This is a genomic window from Rathayibacter sp. AY1D2 (assembly GCF_002932695.1).
Lineage (GTDB): Bacteria > Actinomycetota > Actinomycetes > Actinomycetales > Microbacteriaceae > Rathayibacter.
The window spans coordinates 1-21614 of record NZ_PSVX01000062.1 but is presented as its reverse complement, the minus strand read 5'-3'; the positions used below and the strand labels follow the sequence as shown (position 1 = coordinate 21614).

Below are 21614 nucleotides of genomic sequence, written 5' to 3'. Positions count from 1 at the left end.
TCGGTGGCGCGGATCGACTGGCGCGAATGGACGGGGCCAGATGAGGTAAGGCTATGCTTACCTGGGCTCCACGCCGAGACGCGGGTGCCGCCCGCCGACCGTCACGGAAGGAACCCGTTGCCCCGCCACTCCGCCCGCACCGCCCCCTCCGGCCGGTCCGCGCTGGTGCGCAAGGCCGACGCGTCCGGCTACCGGCCCGAGATCGAGGGACTGCGCGCCGTCGCGTCCCTCCTGGTCGCGACGTTCCACATCTGGCTGGGCCGCGTCTCCGGAGGCGTCGACGTCTTCTTCGTGATCGCCGGGTTCCTCACGACCCTCACCCTCCTCGGCCAGATCCGCCGGTTCGGGCGCGTGCGTCCGATCGCCTTCCTCCGGAGGCTCGCCTCGCGGCTCTTCCCGGCGGCCGCGGTGGTGCTTGTCGTCGTCGCGGCGCTCGCTCCGCTCCTCCTGCGCCCCTCGCAGCTGCTGCAGACCTTCACCGAGGTGCTCGCCTCGACCTTCTACGTCGAGAACGTCGCGCTCGCGCGGGCCGGAGTGGACTACCTCGCGCAGGACGACTTCCACTCGCCGGTGCAGAACTTCTGGGCGATGTCGGTGCAGGGGCAGTTCTACCTGATCTGGCTCGCCCTGGTGCTCGTCGCGACCCTCGCCGCCGTGCTGCTGCGACGACGCGCGCAGCTGCCGCGGTTGCTGCTGGCGCTCGTCGCGGCGCTCACCGTCCTCTCGTTCGCGTTCTCCGTCGTGCTGGTCGGGATCGACCAGCCGACCGCGTACTACAGCACCCTCGCCCGCTCATGGGAGTTCGGGCTCGGCTCGCTCGCGGCCCTCGTGCTCCCGGGACTGGCGATCCCGGCGGCCCTGCGGACGGTCGCCGGGTGGCTGGGGCTGATCGGAGTCGTCTCCTGCGGATTCGTGCTCCAGGTCTCGAGCGCATTCCCCGGCACCGCCGCGCTCTGGCCGACCCTCTCGGCGGTGCTCGTGCTCGTCGCCGGGACCGGCCCCGCCCCGGAGCGCGGAGTCGGCCGACTGCTGGCCCTGCGCCCGCTCGTGTGGCTCGGCGGCCTGAGCTACGGGATCTACCTCTGGCACTGGCCGCTCCTGGTCTTCTGGCGCGAGAGCACCGGCGAGGACCCGACCGCTCCGGCGGGCCTGGGCGTCATCGCCGCCGCGATCCTCCTGGCCGCCGCCTCGAAGCGCTTCCTCGAGGACCCCCTCCACCGCCGCGCCCCCGCCGAGCGCCCGCACCGCCTCCGCGCGCTCGCCCCGGCGGCCCTGCTGGCCGTCGCCGCCCTGGTCGGAGCGACGGGCCTCACCGGAACGAACGCCGCGATCGCCGCCGACCTCACCCGCGCGCACGCCCTCCCCGTCTCGACCGAGGGCTGCGTCGGAGCCGCGGCGCTCGCGAACGCCTGCCCCGACTCCTGGACCACGAGCCTGCCCGCCGTCGACGCCTCGGAGGACGGCTCCGCGCTGAACACCGACGAGTGCAGCACGGGCAACTCCGGCACCGCGCTCAAGGAGTGCCGCTTCGGCGATCCCGCCGGCCTCCGTGTGCTGCTCATCGGCAACTCGCATGCGGCGTCCTTCTTCCCGGCGCTGCGCGGCGTCGCGGAGGAGCGCGGCTGGGACCTGCACACCTACTACAAGACGGGCTGCGTCTTCTCGACCGCGGAGCGGCGCGACGACTCCGCCTCCTCCCGCCGCTCCTGCGACGTCTGGAACAGGAAGCTGCAGGAGGAGCTCGCCGGCCAGGAGCCGTATGCGCTCGTCGTCACCGCCTACTCCGCGAAGAAGTCCGTGTTCGTCGACGCGTCCGGCACCCCCGACGAGCAGGCCGGCATCGACGGGTTCCACGAGTCGTGGGCGCCGCTGATCGCCCGCGGATCCACGGTGGTCGCGATCCGCGACAATCCGGTGCTGCCCTCGCTCTCCCTGCTGGCCTGCGCCGAGGAGCCGGGCTCCGCGGCCGACTGCAGCGTGCCGCTCGACGAGGCCTTCGCCGACCGCGAGCTGATGGCCGCCGCCGCCGAGGGCTGGCCGGGCGCCGCCGCCGTCGACCTCACCCGCTGGTTCTGCGACGACCGCGGCTGCCCCCTCGTGATCGGCGGAGTGAAGGTGTACCGCGACCTCGGGCACCTCACCGAGTCGTACGCCCGGACCCTGGCGCCCTACCTCGGCGAGGCGCTGGACCCGCTGGTCGGCTGAGGACGCTCGCGCTCGGCTCCAAACGCATGCAAGACTGTTTATACGAACAGGGATCGGAGGAGCCGATGGGCCACTCTCACGGCGTTCCGGCCGGCTCCGCCGCCGCACGGCACCGGCGTCCGCTCGTGGCCGCCTTCGTGCTGACCGCGGCGTTCATGATCGTCGAGTTCGCGGTCGGAGTCGCGACGGGCTCGCTCGCGCTGCTCTCGGACGCCGCGCACATGGGCACCGACGTGCTGGCGCTCGGGATGTCGATCGCCGCGATCTCGCTCGCCGCCCGCCCCGCCGCGAAGGGCCGCACCTACGGCTCCTACCGCCTCGAAGTGCTGGCCGCCCTCGCCAACGGCCTGCTTCTGTTCGCGGTCGCCGCGTTCGTGATCGTCGAGGCCGTCCGCCGCTTCGCCGAGCCGCCCGCGGTGCCCGGCGGCCCCCTCCTGATCACCGCCGTCGTGGGCCTGGCGGTCAACCTCGTGAGCCTGCGCCTGCTGTCGGCCGGGGCGAAGGAGAGCATCACCCTCCGCGGAGCCTCCCTCGAGGTGCTCGGCGACGCGCTCGGCTCGATCGGCGTGATCGTCGCGGCGATCGTGCTGCTCACCACCGGCTGGGCGTGGGCGGATCCGATCGTCGGCGTGCTGATCGGGCTGCTGATCCTTCCCCGCACCTGGTCGCTGACGCGGCAGGCGCTGGGGATCCTGATGGAGTCGGCGCCCGCGCACGTCGACCTCGCGGCACTCGAGCGCGACGTCTGCGCCGTCCCTGGCGTGCTGGCGCTGCACGACCTGCACGTGTGGACGATCACCTCGGGCATGGAGAGCGCCACCGGCCACGTGGTCGTCGCCCCCGACGCCGACTACCGCACCGCGCTCTCGCGGGTGCTCGCCGTCCTCCGCGAGCGCCACGGCATCGACCACGCGACCATCCAGTGCGAGCCCGAGGCCTTCCCGGAGACGACGCACCGCGTCTGAGCGCGGGGGTGTCGCGGCGCGCGGCCGCACGCCTCCGCATGCCCACGACACTCCAGGAGTCGTCGCACTCGGCGCCGACTGCGACGACTCCCGGCTTCTCGACGCTGCGGGCCTCGCCCACCCCTGAGCACCTTCCGATTGTTGACGTGAACATGTACAGTCGGCCGTCAGGGCGCGTTCACGTGAACATGCCCGCATTTCGATGGCGAAAGAGAGACCGCATCAATGTCGATGTCCTTCAGAAGGGTCGCCGCGCTCGCCACGAGCGCCGCCCTGGCCACAGGAGCACTGCTGGCGATCCCCGCCGCAGCGGCCCCCGCTCAGGCCGCGGACGCGTTCCGCATCACGCCGAACCCCGCCGCCGCCGGTGAGGCGTTCGAGGGCTGGGGCACCAGCCTCGTCTGGTTCGCGAACGCGACCGGCGGCTATCCCGAGGCCCTCCGCGAGGACCTCTACCAGAAGGTCTTCGGCGACAGCGGCCTCGACCTCAACATCGCCCGCTACAACATCGGCGGCGGCAACGCCTCCGATGTGAAGGACTACCTCCGCCCGGGCGGCGCCGTCGAGGGCTGGTGGAAGCCGAACCCGGCCGGCGACGCGTCGACCTACGGCGGCACCTCCACGAAGCTCGCCGACCGCGACGCGCTCCTGGCCAAGTGGAACGCGGACGACCCCGCCTCCTACGACTGGACCGCCGACGAGACGCAGCGCTGGTGGGTCGAGAGGCTCGCCGAGGAGAAGCAGATCTCGCACTGGGAGGCGTTCTCCAACTCCGCCCCGTACTTCATGACCGAGAGCGGCTACGTCTCGGGCGGCTTCGACGCGAACAGCGAGCAGCTGAAGCCCGCCGCCGAGGAGCAGTTCGCGAAGTACCTCGTGAAGGTCACCGAGCACATGGAGGACGAGTACGGCATCGAGTTCGACACGCTCGACCCCTTCAACGAGCCGAACACGAACTACTGGGGCACGCAGCTCTCCAACGGCGTCCCGACCGGCGGACGCCAGGAGGGAATGCACGTCGGACCGACGCGCCAAGCGGGTCTGATCCCCGACGTCGCCGCCGCGCTGGACGCCTCGACCACCGACGCCGGCCTCGCCGCGATGGACGAGACCAACCCCGACATCTTCGCGACGAACTGGGCCGCCTACTCCGCCGCGATCCGCGCCGAGGTCGACCGGATGAACGTCCACACCTACGGCACCTCGGGCCGCCTCAAGGTCCGCGACCTCGCGAAGCAGGCCGACACCGACCTGTGGATGAGCGAGATCGAGGGCAACTGGGTCACCGGCTTCGACCCCACCAACATGGAGAACGGCCTCGGCATCGCCGGCCGCATCAACGACGACCTGCGCGAGCTCGAGCCCAAGGCGTGGGTGCTCTGGCAGCCCGTCGAGGACTACTACAACATGCAGCAGCCCAAGCCCAAGGGCGAGAACCTCAACTGGGGCTCCGTCTACATCGACCTGGACTGCAAGCCGTACCAGGAGAACGGAACCGAGGTCTGGAAGTCGGTCCGCCGCGTCGCCGACGCCGGTGGCGACTCCACCAAGGCCCCGGTCTGCGGCGTCGAGACGAACTCGAAGTTCAACACCATCCGGAACTTCACCAAGTTCATCCACGAGGGCGACCACCTGATGCCCTCCAACGACAGCTCCTCCACTGCCGCCGTCCGCGGCGACGGCTCGGGCGCGACCGTCGTGCACACCAACAGCACCGCGACCGAGAAGACCGTCGTGCTCGACCTCTCCCGCTTCGGCACCATCGCCGACACCGCGACGGTCACCCCGTACGTCACCACGAAGGCCTCCTCGGCCGCCGCTCCCACGAGCAACGCCCTGGTCGCCAAGACGCCGGTGAGCGTCGACCGCATCTCGCGCACCGCCACGATCACCGTGCCCGCCAAGTCGGTCACGAGCTTCTCGATCGACGGAGTCTCGGGAGTCGCCGACTCCGCCCCCGCCCTGCGCGACGGCCACCGCTACCAGCTGGTCGGCACCCAGAGCGGCAAGGCCCTGACCGGCAACCCCTCGGGCGCCGCGACCACGATCACCGGCCTCGCCACCGATTCCGCCACGGCCGCCAAGCAGACCTGGACGGTCCGCGAGGTCGCCGCCGGCGAGCGCGAGGCCACCCGCCGCGTCGTCCTCGTCAACGGCGACGGACGCGTGCTCGGAGCCACGACCGCCGGCACCGACCTGCGCTCGCTGTCCGTCGACGCGGCGAAGACGACCGCCGCGACCCGCTGGATCGTCAACACCACCGACGGCGTGAACTTCTCGCTCGTCAACGAGTCGATCGCCCAGTCGCTCGACGTGAACGGCGGCTCCAGTGCCGACAACGCGTCGGTCGGCGTCTACACCTCCAACGGCGGAGCGAACCAGTCGTGGTCCCTCCGCGACCTCGCGCCGACCGCCGGCCAGACGATCGCCGTCCGCACCACCGCGGGCGTCGCTCCGACCCTGCCCGCGAGCATCACCCCGCAGTACTCCTGGGGAGCCGGCGCACCGCTCGCCGTCACCTGGCAGCGCCCCGCCGACTCGGCGTACGGCGCGACCGGCCGCGTCGAGGTGCCCGGCACCGCGACCGACCTCTACGGCCAGACGATCACGGTCACCGCGCTCGTCGACGTCGGCGGACTGACCGCGACCGACCCCGTGTCGGTCACGGCCGCCGCGGGCGCCTCGGTCGCCGGAGTGAAGGCCTCGGCCCCGACGACGGTCCCCGCCCGCGTGGGCGCCTCGGCCAGCACCTTCCCGGTGCCGGTCGTCTGGGACTGGACGCCGCTCACCACCGCCTCCCTCGCCCGGGCCGGGCAGGTGACGGTCTCGGGAACGGCGACCGCCGACGGCGCGACGCTCCCCGCCACGCTCACGGTGCTCGTCACCACGGGCACGCTCCGCAACTTCAACCCGGACGCCGGCATCGTCGCGACCGCGTCGTCGTCGGAGTCGGGCTACGGACCGGAGCGCACCCGCAACGGCGTCGACGGCGACAAGGGCTGGTCGAACTGGACCAACGGCACCAAGGCCGCGCAGAGCTCGCTGACCTACACCTTCCCCTCGACCCACCAGGTCGAGAAGGTGTCGGTGCAGTTCCTCGCCGACGGCGGCACCAGCTGGGCGCAGACCTACCAGCTGCAGTACCAGGCCGCCGACAGCACGACCTGGACCGCGGTCCCCGGCTACGAGTCGGCCGTGGCCCTCGCGTCGCCGGCCGGCGGAACGGCTCCGACCCTGGTCGCGTCGTTCGCGCCCGTCACGGCCAAGGCCTTCCGCGTCGTGATGAACGCCTACGACAACACGCACCTGATCGTGGCCGAGACCAAGCTCTACGAGTCGGTCGCCTCGCCCGCCGCGGTCGCCACCCTGGGCGCCCTGCGCGTCGGAGGAGCCGGCATCGCCGGGTTCGACCCGGCCCGCACCTCCTACGCGGTCACCGTCGAGGGCACGGCGATGCCGGTGATCGGAGCAGTGGCGACCGACTCGGCGGCCACCGTGCGGATCACCCAGCCGACGACGGCGAACGGCGGAGTCGCGACCATCGCGGTCCGCGCGGCCGACGGCTCCGTCACCTCGACCACGACGGTGACGGTGACCCTGAAGGCGCCCGCCGCCCTCGCGGTCGCGGTCACGGCGACCACCCGCTGCATCGCCGGCAAGGTGACGCTCACCGTCGCGGCGAAGAACGAGTCCGGCGTGCCGGTCTCGATGACCATCGCGACGCCCTCCGGGTCGAAGCAGGTCACCGGAGTCGCGCCCGGCGCGAGCGGCAGCGCCGCGTTCACCACGCGCGCGGCCTCGGTGCCGGCCGGCCAGGCCACCGTCACCGCGACGGGCACGGTCGACGGTGAGCAGGTCACCTCGGTGGCGACGGGAGCGTACGCGGCCCGCAGCTGCTGACGCCCCCTTTGACACGGACCGCCTCCGCCCCTCCGGGGACGGGGGCGGTCCGTCGTTCATCGGGAGCGGCGCTGCGGGGGCGGCACGTCGCGGGATCCCGATGCGCCCGCGGCGCGGGCTACTCGATCAGCATGGATCCGTGCCGGTCGGGCGGCCGCACACCTCCGCGCCGGTGGAGCGACCGCGCACCCCCATGCCGGTCGACCAGCCGCGGCACGCGGAGTACCGAGACCCCGCTCAGTGCCCCGCGGCCGTCTCGTCGCGGGAGCGCAGGCGCGAGACGCCCATCACGACGGCCGCGATGACCAGACCCAGCACGAGGCCGAAGATCATCGAGACGAAGGTGTCGGCCAGCCACACGACGACCGGGCCCGCGCCCTCAACCGCGTGGGTGACGACGTGCACGAGGTCGTACGGACCGTGCCACACCGTCTCGGCGAGGTTCGCGACGACGAGGTGCCCGCCGACCCAGAGCATGGCGAGCGTCCCGATGATGCTGATCGCGCGGAACACGACCGGCATCGACGCGACGATCCTCGCCCCGGTGCGCCGCACGCCGCGGGCCGCGTTCTTCATCAGGCGCAGGCCCACGTCGTCGATCTTCACGAGCAGCGCGACGGCGCCGTAGACGAGCACGGTCATCCCGAGCCCGACGACCAGGAGCGCGCCGAGCGTGGGCCAGATCCCGAAGTCGGGGTCGAGGCCGTCGAGCGCGATCAGCATGATCTCGGTGCTCAGGATGAGGTCGGTGCGGATGGCGCCGAAGACGAGCTTCTTCTCGTCGCGCGCCTCCGTCTCGTGACCGCCGTGCGAGACGCCGAACCACTCGAGCACCTTCTCCGCCCCCTCGAAGCAGAGGAACGCGCCGCCGAGGATGAGCAGGTACGGCAGCACCTGCGGCGCGAACGCCGAGAGCAGCAGCGCCAGCGGGATGATGATGACGAACTTGTTGAACAGGCTCCCCAGCGCGATCCGCCCGACCACCGGGAGCTCCCGCGCGGGCGTGAGCCCCTGCACGTACTGCGGGGTGACGGCCGCGTCGTCGATCACGACGCCCGCCGTCTTGGCGCTCGCCTTCAGGGCGGCGGTGAGGATGTCATCGACAACCGCGAGCAGGCCGACCGACATGTGCGTCTCCTTGGAGGTCCGGGGTGAGAGGGCTCACAGTATCGCGAGCGCCGCGGTCGAGCGGGCACGGGGAGGGGCGTGGGTGCGGCAGAGGGGGTCCGGTGCAGGGGATCTCGGTACGCCGGCGGGGTCGGCTCCTCGATCAGCGTGAAGGGCGGGAGGGCTCCGCGGGCCGGCTCCGCGGAAGCGTCAGGAGGCGGCGGGGGCCGGGCCGGTGCTCTCGCGGACGATGAGGCGGGTCGGCACGAGCGAGACGCCGGTGCGCTCGCCCGACTCGAGCTCGCGCAGGAGGATGTCGACCGAGCGGCGGCCCGTGTCGCCGAAGAACTGGCGCACCGTCGTGAGAGGCGGCCAGAAGCTCGCCGACTCCTGCATGTCGTCGAAGCCCGCGACGCTCACCTCGCCGGGCACGGCGCGTCCGGCCTCGTGCAGGGCGCGCAGCACGCCGAGCGCCATCTGGTCGTTGGCGGCGAAGATCGCGGTGACCTCCGGATCGGCGGCGAGCCGCTTGCCGAGGCGGTAGCCGGAGTCGGTGGACCAGTCGCCGACCAGCACCTCCGGCACCGTGGCGCCGCGCTCGATCAGGGTCGACTCCCACGCCTCGTGGCGGCGCTCGGCGGAGTAGGAGCGGTCCGGGCCGGCGATGTGGTGCACGGTGCGGTGGCCGAGTCCGAGCAGGTGCTCGACGGCCTGGCGGGCGCCCGACATCTGGTCGGTGTCGACCACCGGGTACTTCTCGCCGCCGGCGGAGTCGACGACCACCACGGGCAGGTCCGGCGGGAGGACGATGTCGGCCTCGTCGAGCAGGTGCGCCTCGACGATGATGATGACGCCGTCGACCGCCTCCTCGCTCAGCCGGTGGAACGCGACCGACACCTCGCCCTGGGTGGGGTGGGAGACGGGGATGAGGGTGATCGAGTAGCCCGCATCGGCGGCCGCGATCGCGATGGCGTCGAGGGTGCGCATGTTGCCGAACGAGGACAGCGTGAACATGATCACGCCGATGCTGTGGAAGCGGCCCGTCCGCAGGGCCCGCGCCGCGCTGTTGGGCCGGTAGCCGAGGGCCCGCATCGCCTCGAGGACCCGCTCGCGCGTCTCGCCGTCGACGTTCTGCTTGCCGTTCGACACCCGCGAGACCGTCTGGCCCGAGACGTTCGCGCGCCGGGCCACGTCGGCCATCGAGACGCCGCGTCGCGGCCGGGTGGACGGGGACGGGCGGTCGGTCTCGAGTGACATGGGCTTCCCTTTATAGCGCGCCGCCCGTCAGCCGTGGTGCATCGTGCGCCGAACCGTGACGCAGGAACAGTCGCGGGTGGCGACGTGGACATGCTACGGTGACGCTCTGCCATGTTGACGTGAACATGGCGGGCCCGCACTACTCCCCGAACGGAATCCCATGACGACGACGTCTCCCCCCGTCCCGCTGAGCGAGGTCGCCCCTCCGGCGTCCCCCCTCGCGGCCCCGAAGTCGCGGGCGAAGAGCGAGTGGAAGGGCCTGGCGTTCGTCGCCCCCTTCCTCGTCGTCTTCCTCCTGGTCTTCATCGCCCCGGTCGTCTACTCGATCTACCTCAGCCTCTTCCGCGAGCAGCTGGTGGGCGGCAACTCCTTCGTCGGCTTCGAGAACTACACCGCTATCTTCACCGACCCGAACTTCTGGGAGGGCTTCGGCCGCGTCCTGCTGTTCCTCGTCGTGCAGGTACCCGTGATGCTCGTGCTGGCCCTCGTCGCGGCCCTCGCGATCGACAGCGGGCGCCTCCACGGCACCGGCTTCTTCCGCATCGTGGTCTTCCTCCCCTACGCCGTCCCCGCGGTCGTCGCGGTGCTGATGTGGGGCTTCATCTACGGCGACAACTTCGGCCTGGCCGCGAACGTCAACGACCTGCTCGGCTCCGACGTCGTCCAGCCCTTCTCGCGCGACTGGATCCTCGCCTCGATCGGCAACATCGTCACGTGGGAGTTCGTGGGCTACAACATGCTCATCTTCTACTCCGCGCTGAAGACGATCCCCGGCGAGCTCTACGAGGCGGCCGAGATCGACGGCGCCGGCCCGATGCGCGTCATCCGCTCGATCAAGCTTCCCGCCCTGCGCGGCGCGATCGTCATCGCCACGATCTTCTCGATCATCGGCAGCTTCCAGCTGTTCAACGAGCCGAACATCCTCCGGACGCTGGCGCCGAACATCATCACCACCTACTTCACCCCGAACATGTACGCCTACAACCTGTCCTTCGCCGGTCAGCAGTACAACGCGTCGGCCACGGTCGCCATCGTCATGGGCGTGATCACCGCGGTGATCGCCTACGTCGTGCAGCTCCGCGGCGCGCGGAAGGAGAACTGATGGCCCTCGCGACCGCTCCCCGGACGCCCGCCCGCGCCCCGAAGCGCCCGGCCGCCCGCCGCGGCTCCTCGGTGCAGCCCAAGAAGTCGATCGCCTTCACCCTGCTGATGTCGGTCTTCATCCTCTACAGCCTCGTGCCGCTGGCCTGGCTGGTCATCAACGCGACGAAGACGCAGGCCGGCCTGCTCTCGAGCTTCGGCCTCTGGTTCGACGGCGACTTCGTCTTCTTCCAGAACATCGCCGACACCCTCAGCTACCGCGACGGGATCTTCCTCCGCTGGCTCGGCAACACCCTGCTCTACGTCGTCGTCGGCGCCGGAGGAGCGACGCTCCTGGCCACGCTCGCCGGCTACGGCCTCGCGAAGTTCCGCTTCACGGGCCGCAAGGCGGTCTTCGCCGTGGTGCTCGGAGCGATCGCGGTCCCCGGCACGGCCCTCGCCGTCCCGACCTTCCTCATGTTCAGCCAGCTCGGCCTGACCAACACCCCGTGGGCGATCATCATCCCCTCGCTGATCAGCCCGTTCGGCCTGTACCTGGTGTGGGTCTACGCGGTGGAGTCGGTGCCCACCGAGCTGCTCGAAGCGGCGCGGATGGACGGGGCGGGCGAGTTCCGCACCTTCTTCACCATCTCCATCCGCCTCCTCGCCCCCGGCATCGTGACCGTGCTGCTGTTCTCGGTCGTCGCGACCTGGAACAACTACTTCCTCCCGCTGATCATGCTGAGCGACCCCACCTGGTACCCGCTCACCGTCGGCCTCAACCAGTGGAACGCGCAGGCCACCGGCGTCAGCGCGCAGCCGATCTACAACCTCGTGATCACGGGCTCGCTCCTCACGATCATCCCCATCGTCGTCGCCTTCCTCGGACTCCAGCGCTTCTGGCAGTCCGGTCTGAGCGCCGGCAGCGTCAAGGGCTGAGCCCTCCCCCTACCCATCCCCCGGCCGGAGCGTCCTGCCCCGTCCACAGCACCCGCAGCACGAAGAAGTGAAGGGAAACACCACCATGAAGATCGCCCGTTCCGCCCTCAGGCGGACCCTGACGGTCGCGGCCGTCGCGGCCCTGGCCGCCGGCTCCCTCGCGGCCTGCTCGTCCACCTCCGGTGGCGGCACGACCACGAGCGCCGGCTCCGCCGCCGACCTCGACTCCGCCCTCGAGGCCGGTGGCAAGATCACGTACTGGAGCTGGACCCCCAGCGCCGAGGCGCAGGTCGCCGCGTTCGAGAAGGCCTACCCCAAGGTCGACGTCGAGCTCGTCAACGCCGGCACCAACAAGGACGAGTACACCAAGCTCGAGAACGCGATCAAGGCCGGCTCGGGCGCCCCCGACGTCGTCCAGATCGAGTACTACGCCATGCCGCAGTTCGCGCTGTCGGACTCGCTCCTCGACCTGTCGCAGTACGGCATGGGCGACCTCGAGGACAAGTACTCCGCCTCCACCTGGGGCAGCGTCAACATCGACGGCAAGCTCGTCGGACTCCCGCAGGACTCGGGCCCCATGGCGCTGTTCTACAACAAGACCGTCTTCGACCAGTACGGCATCGCCGTCCCCGCCACCTGGGACGAGTACGTCGCCGCGGCCGAGAAGCTGCACACCGCCGACCCGTCGAAGTACATCACCGCCGACACCGGCGACGCCGGCTTCGCGACCAGCATGATCTGGCAGGCGGGCGGCGAGCCGTTCACCACCGACGGCACGGACGTGAAGATCGACCTCGCCGACGAGGGCACCGCCAAGTGGACCGGCGTCTGGAACCAGCTCGTCGAGAAGAAGCTGCTCTCGGACACCCCCGCCTGGGGCGACGAGTGGTACAAGGGCCTCGCCGACGGCTCCATCGCCTCCCTGGTGACCGGCGCCTGGATGCCCGGCGTGCTGGAGTCCAGCGTCCCCGACGCCTCCGGCGACTGGGCCGTCGCGCCGATCCCGACCTACGACGGCACCGCCGTCAGCGCCGAGAACGGCGGTGGCGGCCAGTCCGTCACCAAGCAGAGCGAGAACCCGGCGCTGGCCGCCGCGTTCCTGCGCTGGCTGAACAGCGACCAGGCCTCGGTCGACGTCTTCCTGCAGAGCGGCGGATTCCCGTCGACCACGGCCGACCTCGACAGCTCGGACTTCACCGGTCAGGAGTCGGAGTACTTCGGCGGCCAGAAGATCAACGAGGTGCTGACCCAGGCCTCGAAGGACGTCCGCTCCGGCTGGTCGTACCTGCCCTACCAGGTCTACGCGAACAGCGTCTTCGGCGACACCGTCGGCCAGGCGTACGCCAACGGCACCAGCCTCGACCAGGGCCTCGCCGACTGGCAGAGCAAGCTCGTCCAGTACGGCAACGCGCAGGGCTTCACCGTCTCGGAGTAGCACCACTGCTCGACGCGGGGCCGGCCGGATCGCTCCGGTCGGCCCCGCGTCGTTCTCACGCTCGGACACTCCGGGCACCGATCCTGAGGGGGATCCAGATGACCACCGCTCCCGAGAGCCGCTTCGCCATCGGCACCGTCGACTTCGAGCTCGACGGCCGCCCGCACCGCATCCTGTCGGGGGCGCTGCACTACTTCCGCATCCACCCGGACCTCTGGGCCGACCGGATCCGCAAGGCCCGCCTGATGGGCCTGAACACCATCGAGACCTACGTCGCCTGGAACGCGCACGAGCCGCGCCGCGGCGAGTGGCGCGAGGACGCCGGGCTCGACCTGGGCCGCTTCCTCGACCTGATCGCCGCCGAGGGCATGCACGCGATCGTGCGCCCCGGCCCCTACATCTGCGCGGAGTGGGACAACGGCGCCCTCCCGGCCTGGCTCTTCCGCGACCCCGAGGTGGGCGTGCGCCGCTCGGAGCCGAACTACCTCGCCGCGGTCAGCGACTACCTGCGTCGCGTGTACTCGATCGTGGCCCCGCGCCAGATCGACGCCGGCGGGCCCGTGGTCCTCGTGCAGATCGAGAACGAGTACGGCGCGTACGGCTCCGACAAGGAGTACCTGGCCGAGCTCGTGCGGGTGACCCGCGACTCCGGCATCACGGTCCCGCTGACCACCATCGACCAGCCCACTCCGCAGATGCTCGCCGACGGCAGCCTGCCGGGCCTGCACCTCACCGGCTCGTTCGGCTCGCGGACCACGGAGCGCCTCGCGACGCTGCGCGAGTTCCAGCCCACCGGCCCGCTGATGTGCATGGAGTTCTGGTGCGGCTGGTTCGACGACTGGGGCACCCAGCACCACACGACGGACGCCGACGCCTCCGCCCAGGAGCTCGACACCCTGCTCGCGGCCGGCGGCTCGGTCAACATCTACATGTTCCACGGCGGCACCAACTTCGGCCTGACCAGCGGCGCGAACGACAAGGGCCGCTACGCCGCGATCACGACGAGCTACGACTACGACGCCCCGCTCGACGAGGGCGGCGACCCGACCGCGAAGTTCTGGGCGTTCCGCGACGTCATCGCGCGCTACGCGCCGGTGCCGGAGGAGGTGCCCGCGGTGCGCCCGCCGGCCCCCGCCCTGACCGCTCCGCTCGTCCCCGGCCCGGCGCTCCTCGGCCTCGGCCAGGCGTTCGGACCGGCCGCGCACCTCGACGCGATGGCCAGCTTCGACGACCTCGGCCACGACGACGGCTTCGTGCTCTTCACGACGACGCTCGACGGCTCCTCCGCTCCGGCCCGCCTCGTGGTGGGCGAGGAGGTGCGCGACCGCGCCTGGGTGCTGCTGGACGGCGTGCCGGTGGGCGTGCTGGCGCGCGACCACCACGAGCGGGCGCTGACTCTGCCGAGCGGACGCGGCGAGCTCGCGATCCTGGTCGAGAACCAGGGCCGGGTGAACTACGGCTCGCGCATCGGCGAGCACAAGGGCCTGATCGGAGGCGTGACGCTCGACGGCGCCCCGCTGACCGGCTGGGCGGCGCGTGCCCTCGCGCTGGAGTGCCTCCCCGACCTGGCCGTCGCGGCGCCGGCGTTCTCGGCCGGACCGCAGCTCGCCTCCGGCTCGTTCGACCTCGACGAGCAGGCCGACCTGTACGTGGACACGCTGCACTGGGGCAAGGGCCTGGTCTGGGTGAACGGCTTCCTCCTCGGACGCTACTGGCGCCGCGGACCGCAGCGGACGCTGATCGTCCCCTCGCCGGTCACCCGCACCGGCCGCAATCGCGTCGTGGTGCTGGAGCTGGAGGGCATCGCCGAGCCGGAGATCCGCCTGCTCGCGGGAGCCGAGCTCGGGCACACGGAGATCTGAGCTGCGGAGCGGAGGCGGCGGGAGCGGCCGTCGGAGGCGTGGGGTCGGGGTTCCGGGCTTCGTCGTGCGGGCGGGGCCGGGCCGACTCCGATCCGCACGCGCTGCCGGACCGCCTCCGGTCTGCGGGTGCCACCGGGCCGCCTCCGTCCTGCGGGCGGTGCCCGGCCGCCTCCGGGACGCGGGGCTCTGCTAGCCTCAGGCGCCCCGGTGCGGCGCCGGCGGGCGAAGGGGGAGACATGATGTCCAAGACACTGCTGCGCACGACTCTGATCGGAGGCGCGCTGCTGCTCGCCCTCTCGGGCTGCGCGGGGACCGCGACGAGCGGATCGACCCTCCGCCCGTTCACTCCGACGCTCCCCTCGTCGTCGGCCGCCCCGTCCGCCACCGCGACGGCCGCCGCCCCTGCCGCCGACACCGCTCAGAAAACCGGCGAGCAGGTGGCCGCCGTGCTGACCGGCGTGCAGTTCGTGCCCGGCGAGTACGCGAGCATCCAGGAGATGCTCGACTCGATCTACCCCGGCCTCACCGCGACCGACGCGAGCTGCCTCTCGCCGTTCGGCCTGGGCTGGGACACCGCGCAGCCCGCCGCCGGACTCTCGTACGGCACCAGCGCCGACCGCTCCATGACCGCCGTCGTGTCGAGCACCGGCACCGCCGACGCGGCCGCCTCGCTCCTCGCGAGCGCCACCGACGCGACATCGCGCTGCGCCTCCGGCTCGACGCTCTTCGCCATGCAGGGCGTGCCGGTCGAGACGACCGTCGAGCGCACCGAGCAGACGCTGACCGGCGCCGACGAGACGCTCGGCTGGAAGGTGTCCGGAGCCGTGGGCGGCAAGCCGTTCTCGCTCGTGGGCATCACCGCGCGCGTCGGCGGCGACGCGGTCGCGCTCGTGGGCTGGGACCCGACGACGAACACCTCGTACGTCCCGCGCGCGACGCAGCTCGTCGTCGACGGACTGTAGGGCGCTGGAGCGCTGGGCGCTGGGCGCTGGACGCTGGACGCTGGGAGCTCTGGCTCTGAGCTCTGAGTCCTGCGCTCGGCCGTCCTCCCCTCCGCGAGAGTCCAGGAGTTGTCGCACTCGACGCCGAGTGCGACAACTCTTGAACAGTGGGCGGACGATCGGGCCGAGCGCCTGAGCTCAGAGCGCTGGTCGCTGCGCGTTGGGCTTCGGGCTTCGGGCTTCGGGCTTCGACGCTCGCTCCTCCGCGAGAGTCCAGGAGTCGTCGCAGTCGACGCCGAGTGCGACGACTCTTGAACAGTGGGCGGAGGATCGGGACGGAGCGGGCACCGGGCACCGGGCACCGGGCACCTCCCCGGGCTCCGGTCACCCCGCACCCGGCGCGGGAGCGCGGCTCAGGCCAGCCAGGAGAGGGTGCCGCCGTGGGCGGCCGCGCTCGCGAGCGGGACGCCGTCGGCGGCGAGCAGGAACGGGGTCGGCTCGGGAGCCGTGCGGTCCCCGCGCGCGGCGACGAGGTGCGGGAGCAGCGCCTCCGCCTCGAGCGTCACCAGGCTCGCGCCGCGATCGGCGACCGTCGCCAGGACGCTCTCGCGCGCGGCCCATGGCAGGTAGACCAGGGTCCCGAGCGAGACGACGACCGTCCGCAGACCCGGCGGCACCGCGTCGAGCAGGGCGGGCAGCTCGGCGGCCGCATCGCCCGCGACGATCGTGGGAGGGTCGTCCTGCAGAGTCTCCACGGCCGAGCGGAGCCGCGCGGTCCGCTCCGGGCGGTCGGGCGGGAGCAGTGCCTCCAACCAGGCGACGTCCTCGGGCGAGCGGACGTCGAGCGGCGCCAGGTCGAGCCCCCGGCGCCACGCGACGACCGGCAGCCGCCCCGGCGCCTCGCCTCCGCTCACTGCGCACCGCAGCAGAGGCGCGCCCGACCCGAGCCGCGTCTCGCCGTCGCTCGCCGTGACGGCGTAGGAGTACCGCTCCGGCGCCAGGCAGAGCCCTGCGGAGGCGCCGATCTCGACGAGCGCCACCGGCTCACCGGGCTCCGTGATCCGCTCCAGCGCCGCGACCAGGGGCGCGCACCGCAGCGCCTCGTTGGTCTGCGTCCTCCGCTCCGCCGCCACCGGCGCCACCCGCGCCCACTCGCTCCGGAGCCACGCGGCGAATCCGGCGCCGTCGACGTCGGGCACGCCGAGCAGCCGCGCGACCGAGAAGAGCAGGGACGGCTGCCGGTGCTGCGCGGGCAGCTCGTCGATCAGGGCGAGGAGGCGCGCATCCTCCGCGACGGCGAGCGCCCACTCGACCTGCTGCTCGGAGGTCTGCGCGAGCTCGACGGCGGCGCGGCGGAAGCGGTCGGCGGAGGAGGGCATGCCTCCATCCTGAGGGAGCGGCGGAACGGTGCCCGCATGCGGGCGGAGGACCTGCGCGCCGGGCAACGGCCCCGCCCCAGCGGATGTCGGTGGTCGCCGGTAGAACGGACTCATGTCCGACACCGCTCCGAACCCCGCGTCCGCGCCGGTCCGCGAGCGGCGCCTGCTCGACATCCGGCGGATCTACGCCGAGCCGGCCGCGCTCGAGCTGCCCCGCGGGCAGGAGGTCGTGGCGCGATGGCCGGGCGCCGAGATCGTTCCCGTCGAGTCGCACTGGCTGATCCCGGAGGTGCACGGCGACGAGGCGAACGTCGCGCGCTGGGTGCGCATCAAGACGGAGGCGCTCGTGCTCGGGGTGAAGAAGTCGCTCGTCACGCGCCCGAACGGCCGCTCGGCCGACTTCATCGCCCCCTCCACCGCCAACGGCTGCGCCATGGCGTGCGTCTACTGCTACGTGCCGCGGAGGAAGGGCTACAGCAACCCGATCACGCTCTTCACGAACGTCGAGCAGATCCAGCGCCACCTGGCCCGGCACATCGCCAAGCAGGGCCCCAAGGCCGAGGCGAACCAGTGCGACCCGGAGGCCTGGGTCTACGACATCGGCGAGAACAGCGACTGCTCCGTCGATGCGCTGCTGAGCGAGAACGTCCGCGACCTCTGCGAGCTGTTCCGGATGTCGCCCACCGCCAAGGCGTCCTTCGCGACCAAGTACGTCAACCGCGAGCTCCTCGAGTGGGACCCGCTCGGGCGCACGCGCATCCGCTTCTCGCTGATGCCCGCCGAGACAGCGAAGGTCACCGATATCCGCACCTCGCCGATGGCCGAGCGGATCGCGGCGATCAACGACTTCGTCGACGCCGGCTACGAGGTGCACGTCAACTTCTCGCCGGTGATCCTCACCGAGACCTGGCAGCAGGACTGGACCGAGCTCTTCGACCAGCTCGACGCCGCCCTCCACCCGCGGGCGAAGGCGCAGCTCGCGGCCGAGGTGATCCTCCTCACCCACAACGAGGGCCTGCACGAGGTGAACCTCGGCTGGCACCCCAAGGCGGAGTCGCTGCTCTGGCAGCCTGGCCGCCAGGAGCAGAAGGTCTCCGAGAACGGCGCCGTCAACATCCGCTACCGACGCGACCTCAAGCGCGCCGCCCTCGACCGCTTCCGCGCCCTCCTCGCCGAGCGCCTCCCCTACTGCCGCGTCCGCTACGCCTTCTGAGCCGGCGCCCCCGCCGGAGCGGCGGCGCGACGACTCGCGAAGGAGCGCACCCTCCCGCTCCCGCACACGCCGAGACACCGCCGCGGAGACGGCGTCTCGCGCACGAGCGCGGCGTCTCGACGGAGCCGCACGCCCTGTCCAGTGAGCGCACCGTCGCGCCTCCTCCCGCTCCACACGCCCCGCCGAGACACCGCCGGCCCGCCCGACACACCGCCGTCGAGACGGCGTCTCGCGCACGAGCGCGCCGTCTCGACGCAGCCGCACCGCCCACCGGCGGCACCCCGCAACTGAGCCCCGGAGTCGCCCGGCTGGGAGTCCGTCCGGCGGCCGGGGCCACTGCTTCGCATTACGGATAGCGGCACGTGCCCTCCGAACGAGGGGCGTACTTTCGGAGAACAGCCGGAGGGACGGCCCGACCGCCCGACTCCACGGGCCTGCAGAGCAGGCGTCAGCGGGGATCGACGGCTCGGCGCGACGGCATCCGGACTCGACATCCCGGAGCCCGGCACCCCCGGCTCGACACTCCGGACACTCGACTCGGCGGCACAGCACACCCCGGGTCCTGCTCCCCACGAACACCCCCCACCATCTCGCACTCCCCCTCCCGGCGGCACTCGCCGGGGCACCTCACCGTCGCGGTCGGCACCCGCGACACAGCACAGAACGGCGGCACGCACCATGGGCGCTCTCCTCTACGGCACTCCCCCCACCTCGCACGAGATCGACGACCGCGCGCTCGCGCACCTCCAGATCGTCATGATCAACAAGTTCCGCCGCGACGAGGCGTTCGCCTTCCAGCTCGACGCCTCGAGCGCGCACGGCACCGGACGCCAGACGCTCTGGCTGCACCCGACCATCCCCCTCCAGTTCTCGTTCCACGGAAGCCGCATGCCGGCGATCAACGCCACCTGGGTGCGCGCACTGATGGAGGAGGCCAACAGCGGCCGGGGCCTGCGGATCGTCACCGAGCCGGCGCAGCAGCCCGAGTCCTCCGGGCTCACGCACGCTGCCTGAGCGCGCCGTGTCCAGGCGCGACGACGACGAGCCGATGGAGGTCACCGACTTCGTCGAGCTCGCCGGTGCGGTGCACGACGACGCGGGCTTCGAGTGCTCCTCCACTGTCGACGGTGTGACGGGCGCGCTCTGCGTGCTGCCCGACTCCCTGGTGCTGCGGAGCGCCGGCACCGGCGACTCGACCCGCGTCGGCACCCGCGACATCCGCTCCTGGCGGGCCACTCCGGCGGGCGCCACCTTCTCGCTCGCCGTGGAAGCCGGAGCGCGGCACACCGTGGTGCTGCTCACGCAGTTCCACGCGGCGACCGTCCAGGCCATGACCCGCGCCGCCGGACCCGCGACTGGTTTATCCGCTTAACGAATTCCCCGTTCGGGGCACGCGGTGAGGAGCGCTCCTCGTGCAACCCTGATCGGGATGAACGAGAAGGACGAGGTCATGCGCTCCGACATCGGAGGGCGTGACATCGAGCAGGCGCGGGCCCTCTTCGAGCAGTCGTACAACGGGCACCGCTTCGTCGTCGAGCCCGGCGAGGACTTCTCGTACCGCTACACCTCCGTCGGCGACGGCGATGTGACGCTCCGCGGCAGCCAGTTCGCCGGCTCCGTGCAGGGCTCGATCCAGACCGAGGGCGAGTACGTCGTCTCGTGGCTGACCGCCGGCGCGGGCGTCACCGATCTCGACGGCGACGCGGTGACCCTCGGATTCGGGAAGCCGGCGATCTTCGTCAACGACCGCCCCAGCCGGTTCGAGTTCCACGACTACCGCCAGAACCTCATCCACTTCGACGGCGCGTACCTCGAGGGCATCGCGGAGGAGGTCGAGGGCACCCGCGGCCCCCTCCTCTTCGACACGACCTCACGGCCCGAGGGCGCGGCGCTGCGGCGCTGGTCGGCGACCGTCGCGACGGTCGCCCGGGTGATCTACGACGCCGACAGCTCGCCGCTGCTGCGCCGCGAGGCCGACCGCGCGGTCGCCGTCGCCCTGCTCGAGACCTTCCCGCACTCGACGCTGGACACCCCCGGCGACCTCCGAGTACCCCGCTCGGGGCGCCTCCGCCAGGCGATCGAGTACATGTACGAGCACGCCCACGAGCCGCTCCGGACCGAGCAGATCGCCGACGCGGCGGGCATCGGCCTGCGGACGCTGCAGACCGAGTTCCGGCGCGAGTTCGGCTTCACCGCGGTCGACTACCTGCGGCGGATCCGGCTGGACGGCGTGCAGAAGGAGCTGCGGGCGGGCGAGTCCGGAGTCGTCAGCATCAGCGAGGTCGCACGGCGCTGGGGCTTCGCGCACCTCGGCCGGTTCTCGGCCTCGTACGCCCACCGCTTCGGCGAGCGCCCCAGCACCACGCTCGACACCTGAGGCGTCAGAGGTAGTCGGTCCCGCCGTCGTCCTCGCTGTCGTCGCCCTCGCCGCGCGGCTGCACGGTCGGCCGCGCGGGCTGGAGCCGTCGGGTCTTCTCGCGCATCGACTCCACCGCCTCCGGATCGTCGAGGTCGACGCCGCGGTCGAGCGCCGGGCTGGTGAAGAGCTGGCTGGCCGGTCCGACCAGGAGACGGGTCTCGCCGCGCAGCCCCTCGTCCGAGAGCGACGGCACCACGACCAGGTCCGACTTCCCCACGTTCGCCAGCGCCTGCGCGTACTCGACGACCGCCGAGCACACCTCGTCACCCAGCAGCACGAATCCGCTCGCGTAGTACAGCTTCTGCATCTCGCCTTCCCCTGGATCCCGGACCGCCCCTCCGGTCGGCCCGTCCCCCGACGCTAGGACGGCGCCGACCGGGCGCCCCACCCCTTGACGACGGTGGGGCGGAGGGGTCAGAGTCCGCGCGGAGCGGGCAGTCGCAGCGCGGTCGCGAGCGCCTCGACGACGCGGGTCGCGCGCACGTCGCCGACCCCCTCCATCCGGTTGGTGAGGAACGCGAAGCCGACTCCCGCGTCCGGGTCGGCGCAGGCGACCTGTCCGCCCGCGCCGTCGTGCCCGAAGCCGCTCGGCGTGAGGCGGCCTACCAGGCGGTCGCGGAGGCGGGGCTCTCGATCCCCGGCGACGTCGCCGTGGTGTCGTTCGACGACGACGAGCTGGCCGCCTACCTCCGCCCCGGGCTGACGACCGTGGCGCTGCCGCACGAGGAGATGGGCCGCCGGGCGGTCGAGCTGCTGCTGAGCGGCGCTCCGGGCGAGCGGGTGCTGGTGCCGATGCCGCTGGTGGAGCGGGCGTCGACGCGGCCCTGGGCGGTCGCGGTCGGGGCCGGGCCGCCCTGCAGCGGCGCCGCGACGGGGCGTCGCCGGAGGAGCGGCGGCAGCGGGCCGCGCTCG

Annotated in this window: 17 protein-coding genes and 1 pseudogene; 13 read left to right on the top strand and 5 right to left on the bottom strand. The window is 72.2% G+C overall.

The features are described from left to right. The first annotated feature begins 117 nt into the window (after positions 1–117). The 3 genes from C5D04_RS14665 (at position 118) to C5D04_RS14655 (ending at position 7070) form a co-directional block, all read left to right on the top strand. Entirely contained in the window at positions 118–2205 is a 2088-nt protein-coding gene (locus C5D04_RS14665; protein WP_181067848.1) for an acyltransferase family protein, read from the top strand. Positions 2206–2270: 65 nt separating this feature from the next. Further along, complete coding sequence (locus tag C5D04_RS14660) at positions 2271–3170, top strand: cation diffusion facilitator family transporter (protein WP_104223402.1); 900 nt, start codon at positions 2271–2273, stop codon at positions 3168–3170. 231 nt (positions 3171–3401) lie between these two features. Beyond that, entirely contained in the window at positions 3402–7070 is a 3669-nt protein-coding gene (locus C5D04_RS14655; protein WP_181137726.1) for a glycoside hydrolase, read from the top strand. A gap of 237 nt (positions 7071–7307) precedes the next feature. On the opposite strand, the gene C5D04_RS14650 is transcribed toward C5D04_RS14655, so the two are convergent. Together C5D04_RS14650 and C5D04_RS14645 are read right to left on the bottom strand one after the other, a co-directional pair. After that, entirely contained in the window at positions 7308–8198 is an 891-nt protein-coding gene (locus C5D04_RS14650) for a DUF808 domain-containing protein (protein WP_104226356.1), read from the bottom strand. 189 nt (positions 8199–8387) lie between these two features. After that, on the bottom strand, positions 8388–9434 hold the full coding sequence (locus tag C5D04_RS14645; RefSeq protein WP_146087878.1) for a LacI family DNA-binding transcriptional regulator: 1047 nt from the start codon (positions 9432–9434) through the stop codon (positions 8388–8390). A 160-nt stretch (positions 9435–9594) separates the two neighbouring features. On the opposite strand from C5D04_RS14645, the gene C5D04_RS14640 reads away from it, so the two are divergent. The 5 genes from C5D04_RS14640 (at position 9595) to C5D04_RS14620 (ending at position 15712) form a co-directional block, all read left to right on the top strand. After that, entirely contained in the window at positions 9595–10536 is a 942-nt protein-coding gene (locus C5D04_RS14640) for a carbohydrate ABC transporter permease (RefSeq protein ID WP_104347915.1), read from the top strand. A 107-nt stretch (positions 10537–10643) separates the two neighbouring features. After that, positions 10644–11453, top strand: a complete 810-nt coding sequence (locus C5D04_RS14635) for a carbohydrate ABC transporter permease (protein WP_258062773.1) — start codon at positions 10644–10646, stop codon at positions 11451–11453. Between the two features lie 85 nt (positions 11454–11538). Further along, entirely contained in the window at positions 11539–12888 is a 1350-nt protein-coding gene (locus C5D04_RS14630) for a sugar ABC transporter substrate-binding protein (protein ID WP_104223423.1), read from the top strand. Between the two features lie 98 nt (positions 12889–12986). Then, complete coding sequence (locus C5D04_RS14625) at positions 12987–14750, top strand: beta-galactosidase family protein (protein WP_104347914.1); 1764 nt, start codon at positions 12987–12989, stop codon at positions 14748–14750. Positions 14751–14986: 236 nt separating this feature from the next. After that, a complete protein-coding gene (locus C5D04_RS14620) occupies positions 14987–15712 on the top strand; it encodes a hypothetical protein (RefSeq protein WP_146083632.1) in 726 nt (241 codons plus the stop codon). 392 nt (positions 15713–16104) lie between these two features. Here C5D04_RS14620 and C5D04_RS14615 read toward each other — a convergent pair whose 3' ends face one another. Then, a complete protein-coding gene (locus tag C5D04_RS14615) occupies positions 16105–17070 on the bottom strand; it encodes a DUF2332 family protein (protein WP_104234092.1) in 966 nt (321 codons plus the stop codon). Between the two features lie 112 nt (positions 17071–17182). Between C5D04_RS14615 and C5D04_RS14610 the strand changes: the two genes are divergently transcribed. The 4 genes from C5D04_RS14610 (at position 17183) to C5D04_RS14595 (ending at position 20660) form a co-directional block, all read left to right on the top strand. Next, on the top strand, positions 17183–18283 hold the full coding sequence (locus C5D04_RS14610) for a spore photoproduct lyase family protein (protein ID WP_104347913.1): 1101 nt from the start codon (positions 17183–17185) through the stop codon (positions 18281–18283). 678 nt (positions 18284–18961) lie between these two features. Beyond that, the gene (locus C5D04_RS14605; RefSeq protein ID WP_104223411.1) at positions 18962–19297 is read left to right on the top strand and encodes an ATP-dependent DNA ligase; all 336 of its coding nucleotides are present in this window, start codon (positions 18962–18964) and stop codon (positions 19295–19297) included. A 7-nt stretch (positions 19298–19304) separates the two neighbouring features. Continuing rightward, positions 19305–19655, top strand: a complete 351-nt coding sequence (locus tag C5D04_RS14600) for a hypothetical protein (protein ID WP_104258085.1) — start codon at positions 19305–19307, stop codon at positions 19653–19655. Positions 19656–19712: 57 nt separating this feature from the next. Further along, positions 19713–20660, top strand: a complete 948-nt coding sequence (locus tag C5D04_RS14595; protein ID WP_104347912.1) for an AraC family transcriptional regulator — start codon at positions 19713–19715, stop codon at positions 20658–20660. Positions 20661–20664: 4 nt separating this feature from the next. Here the strand turns inward: C5D04_RS14595 and C5D04_RS14590 are convergent, their stop codons facing one another. Together C5D04_RS14590 and C5D04_RS18885 are read right to left on the bottom strand one after the other, a co-directional pair. Further along, positions 20665–21009, bottom strand: coding sequence for a hypothetical protein (locus C5D04_RS14590; RefSeq protein ID WP_104223414.1), 345 nt, complete (start codon positions 21007–21009; stop codon positions 20665–20667). A gap of 107 nt (positions 21010–21116) precedes the next feature. Further along, a complete protein-coding gene (locus tag C5D04_RS18885) occupies positions 21117–21425 on the bottom strand; it encodes a serine hydrolase (protein ID WP_374954391.1) in 309 nt (102 codons plus the stop codon). Between C5D04_RS18885 and C5D04_RS18880 the strand changes: the two are divergent. After that, positions 21330–21614: pseudogene (locus C5D04_RS18880) on the top strand (substrate-binding domain-containing protein); the annotation flags it as partial. The gene C5D04_RS18885 and the pseudogene C5D04_RS18880 overlap by 96 nt on opposite strands.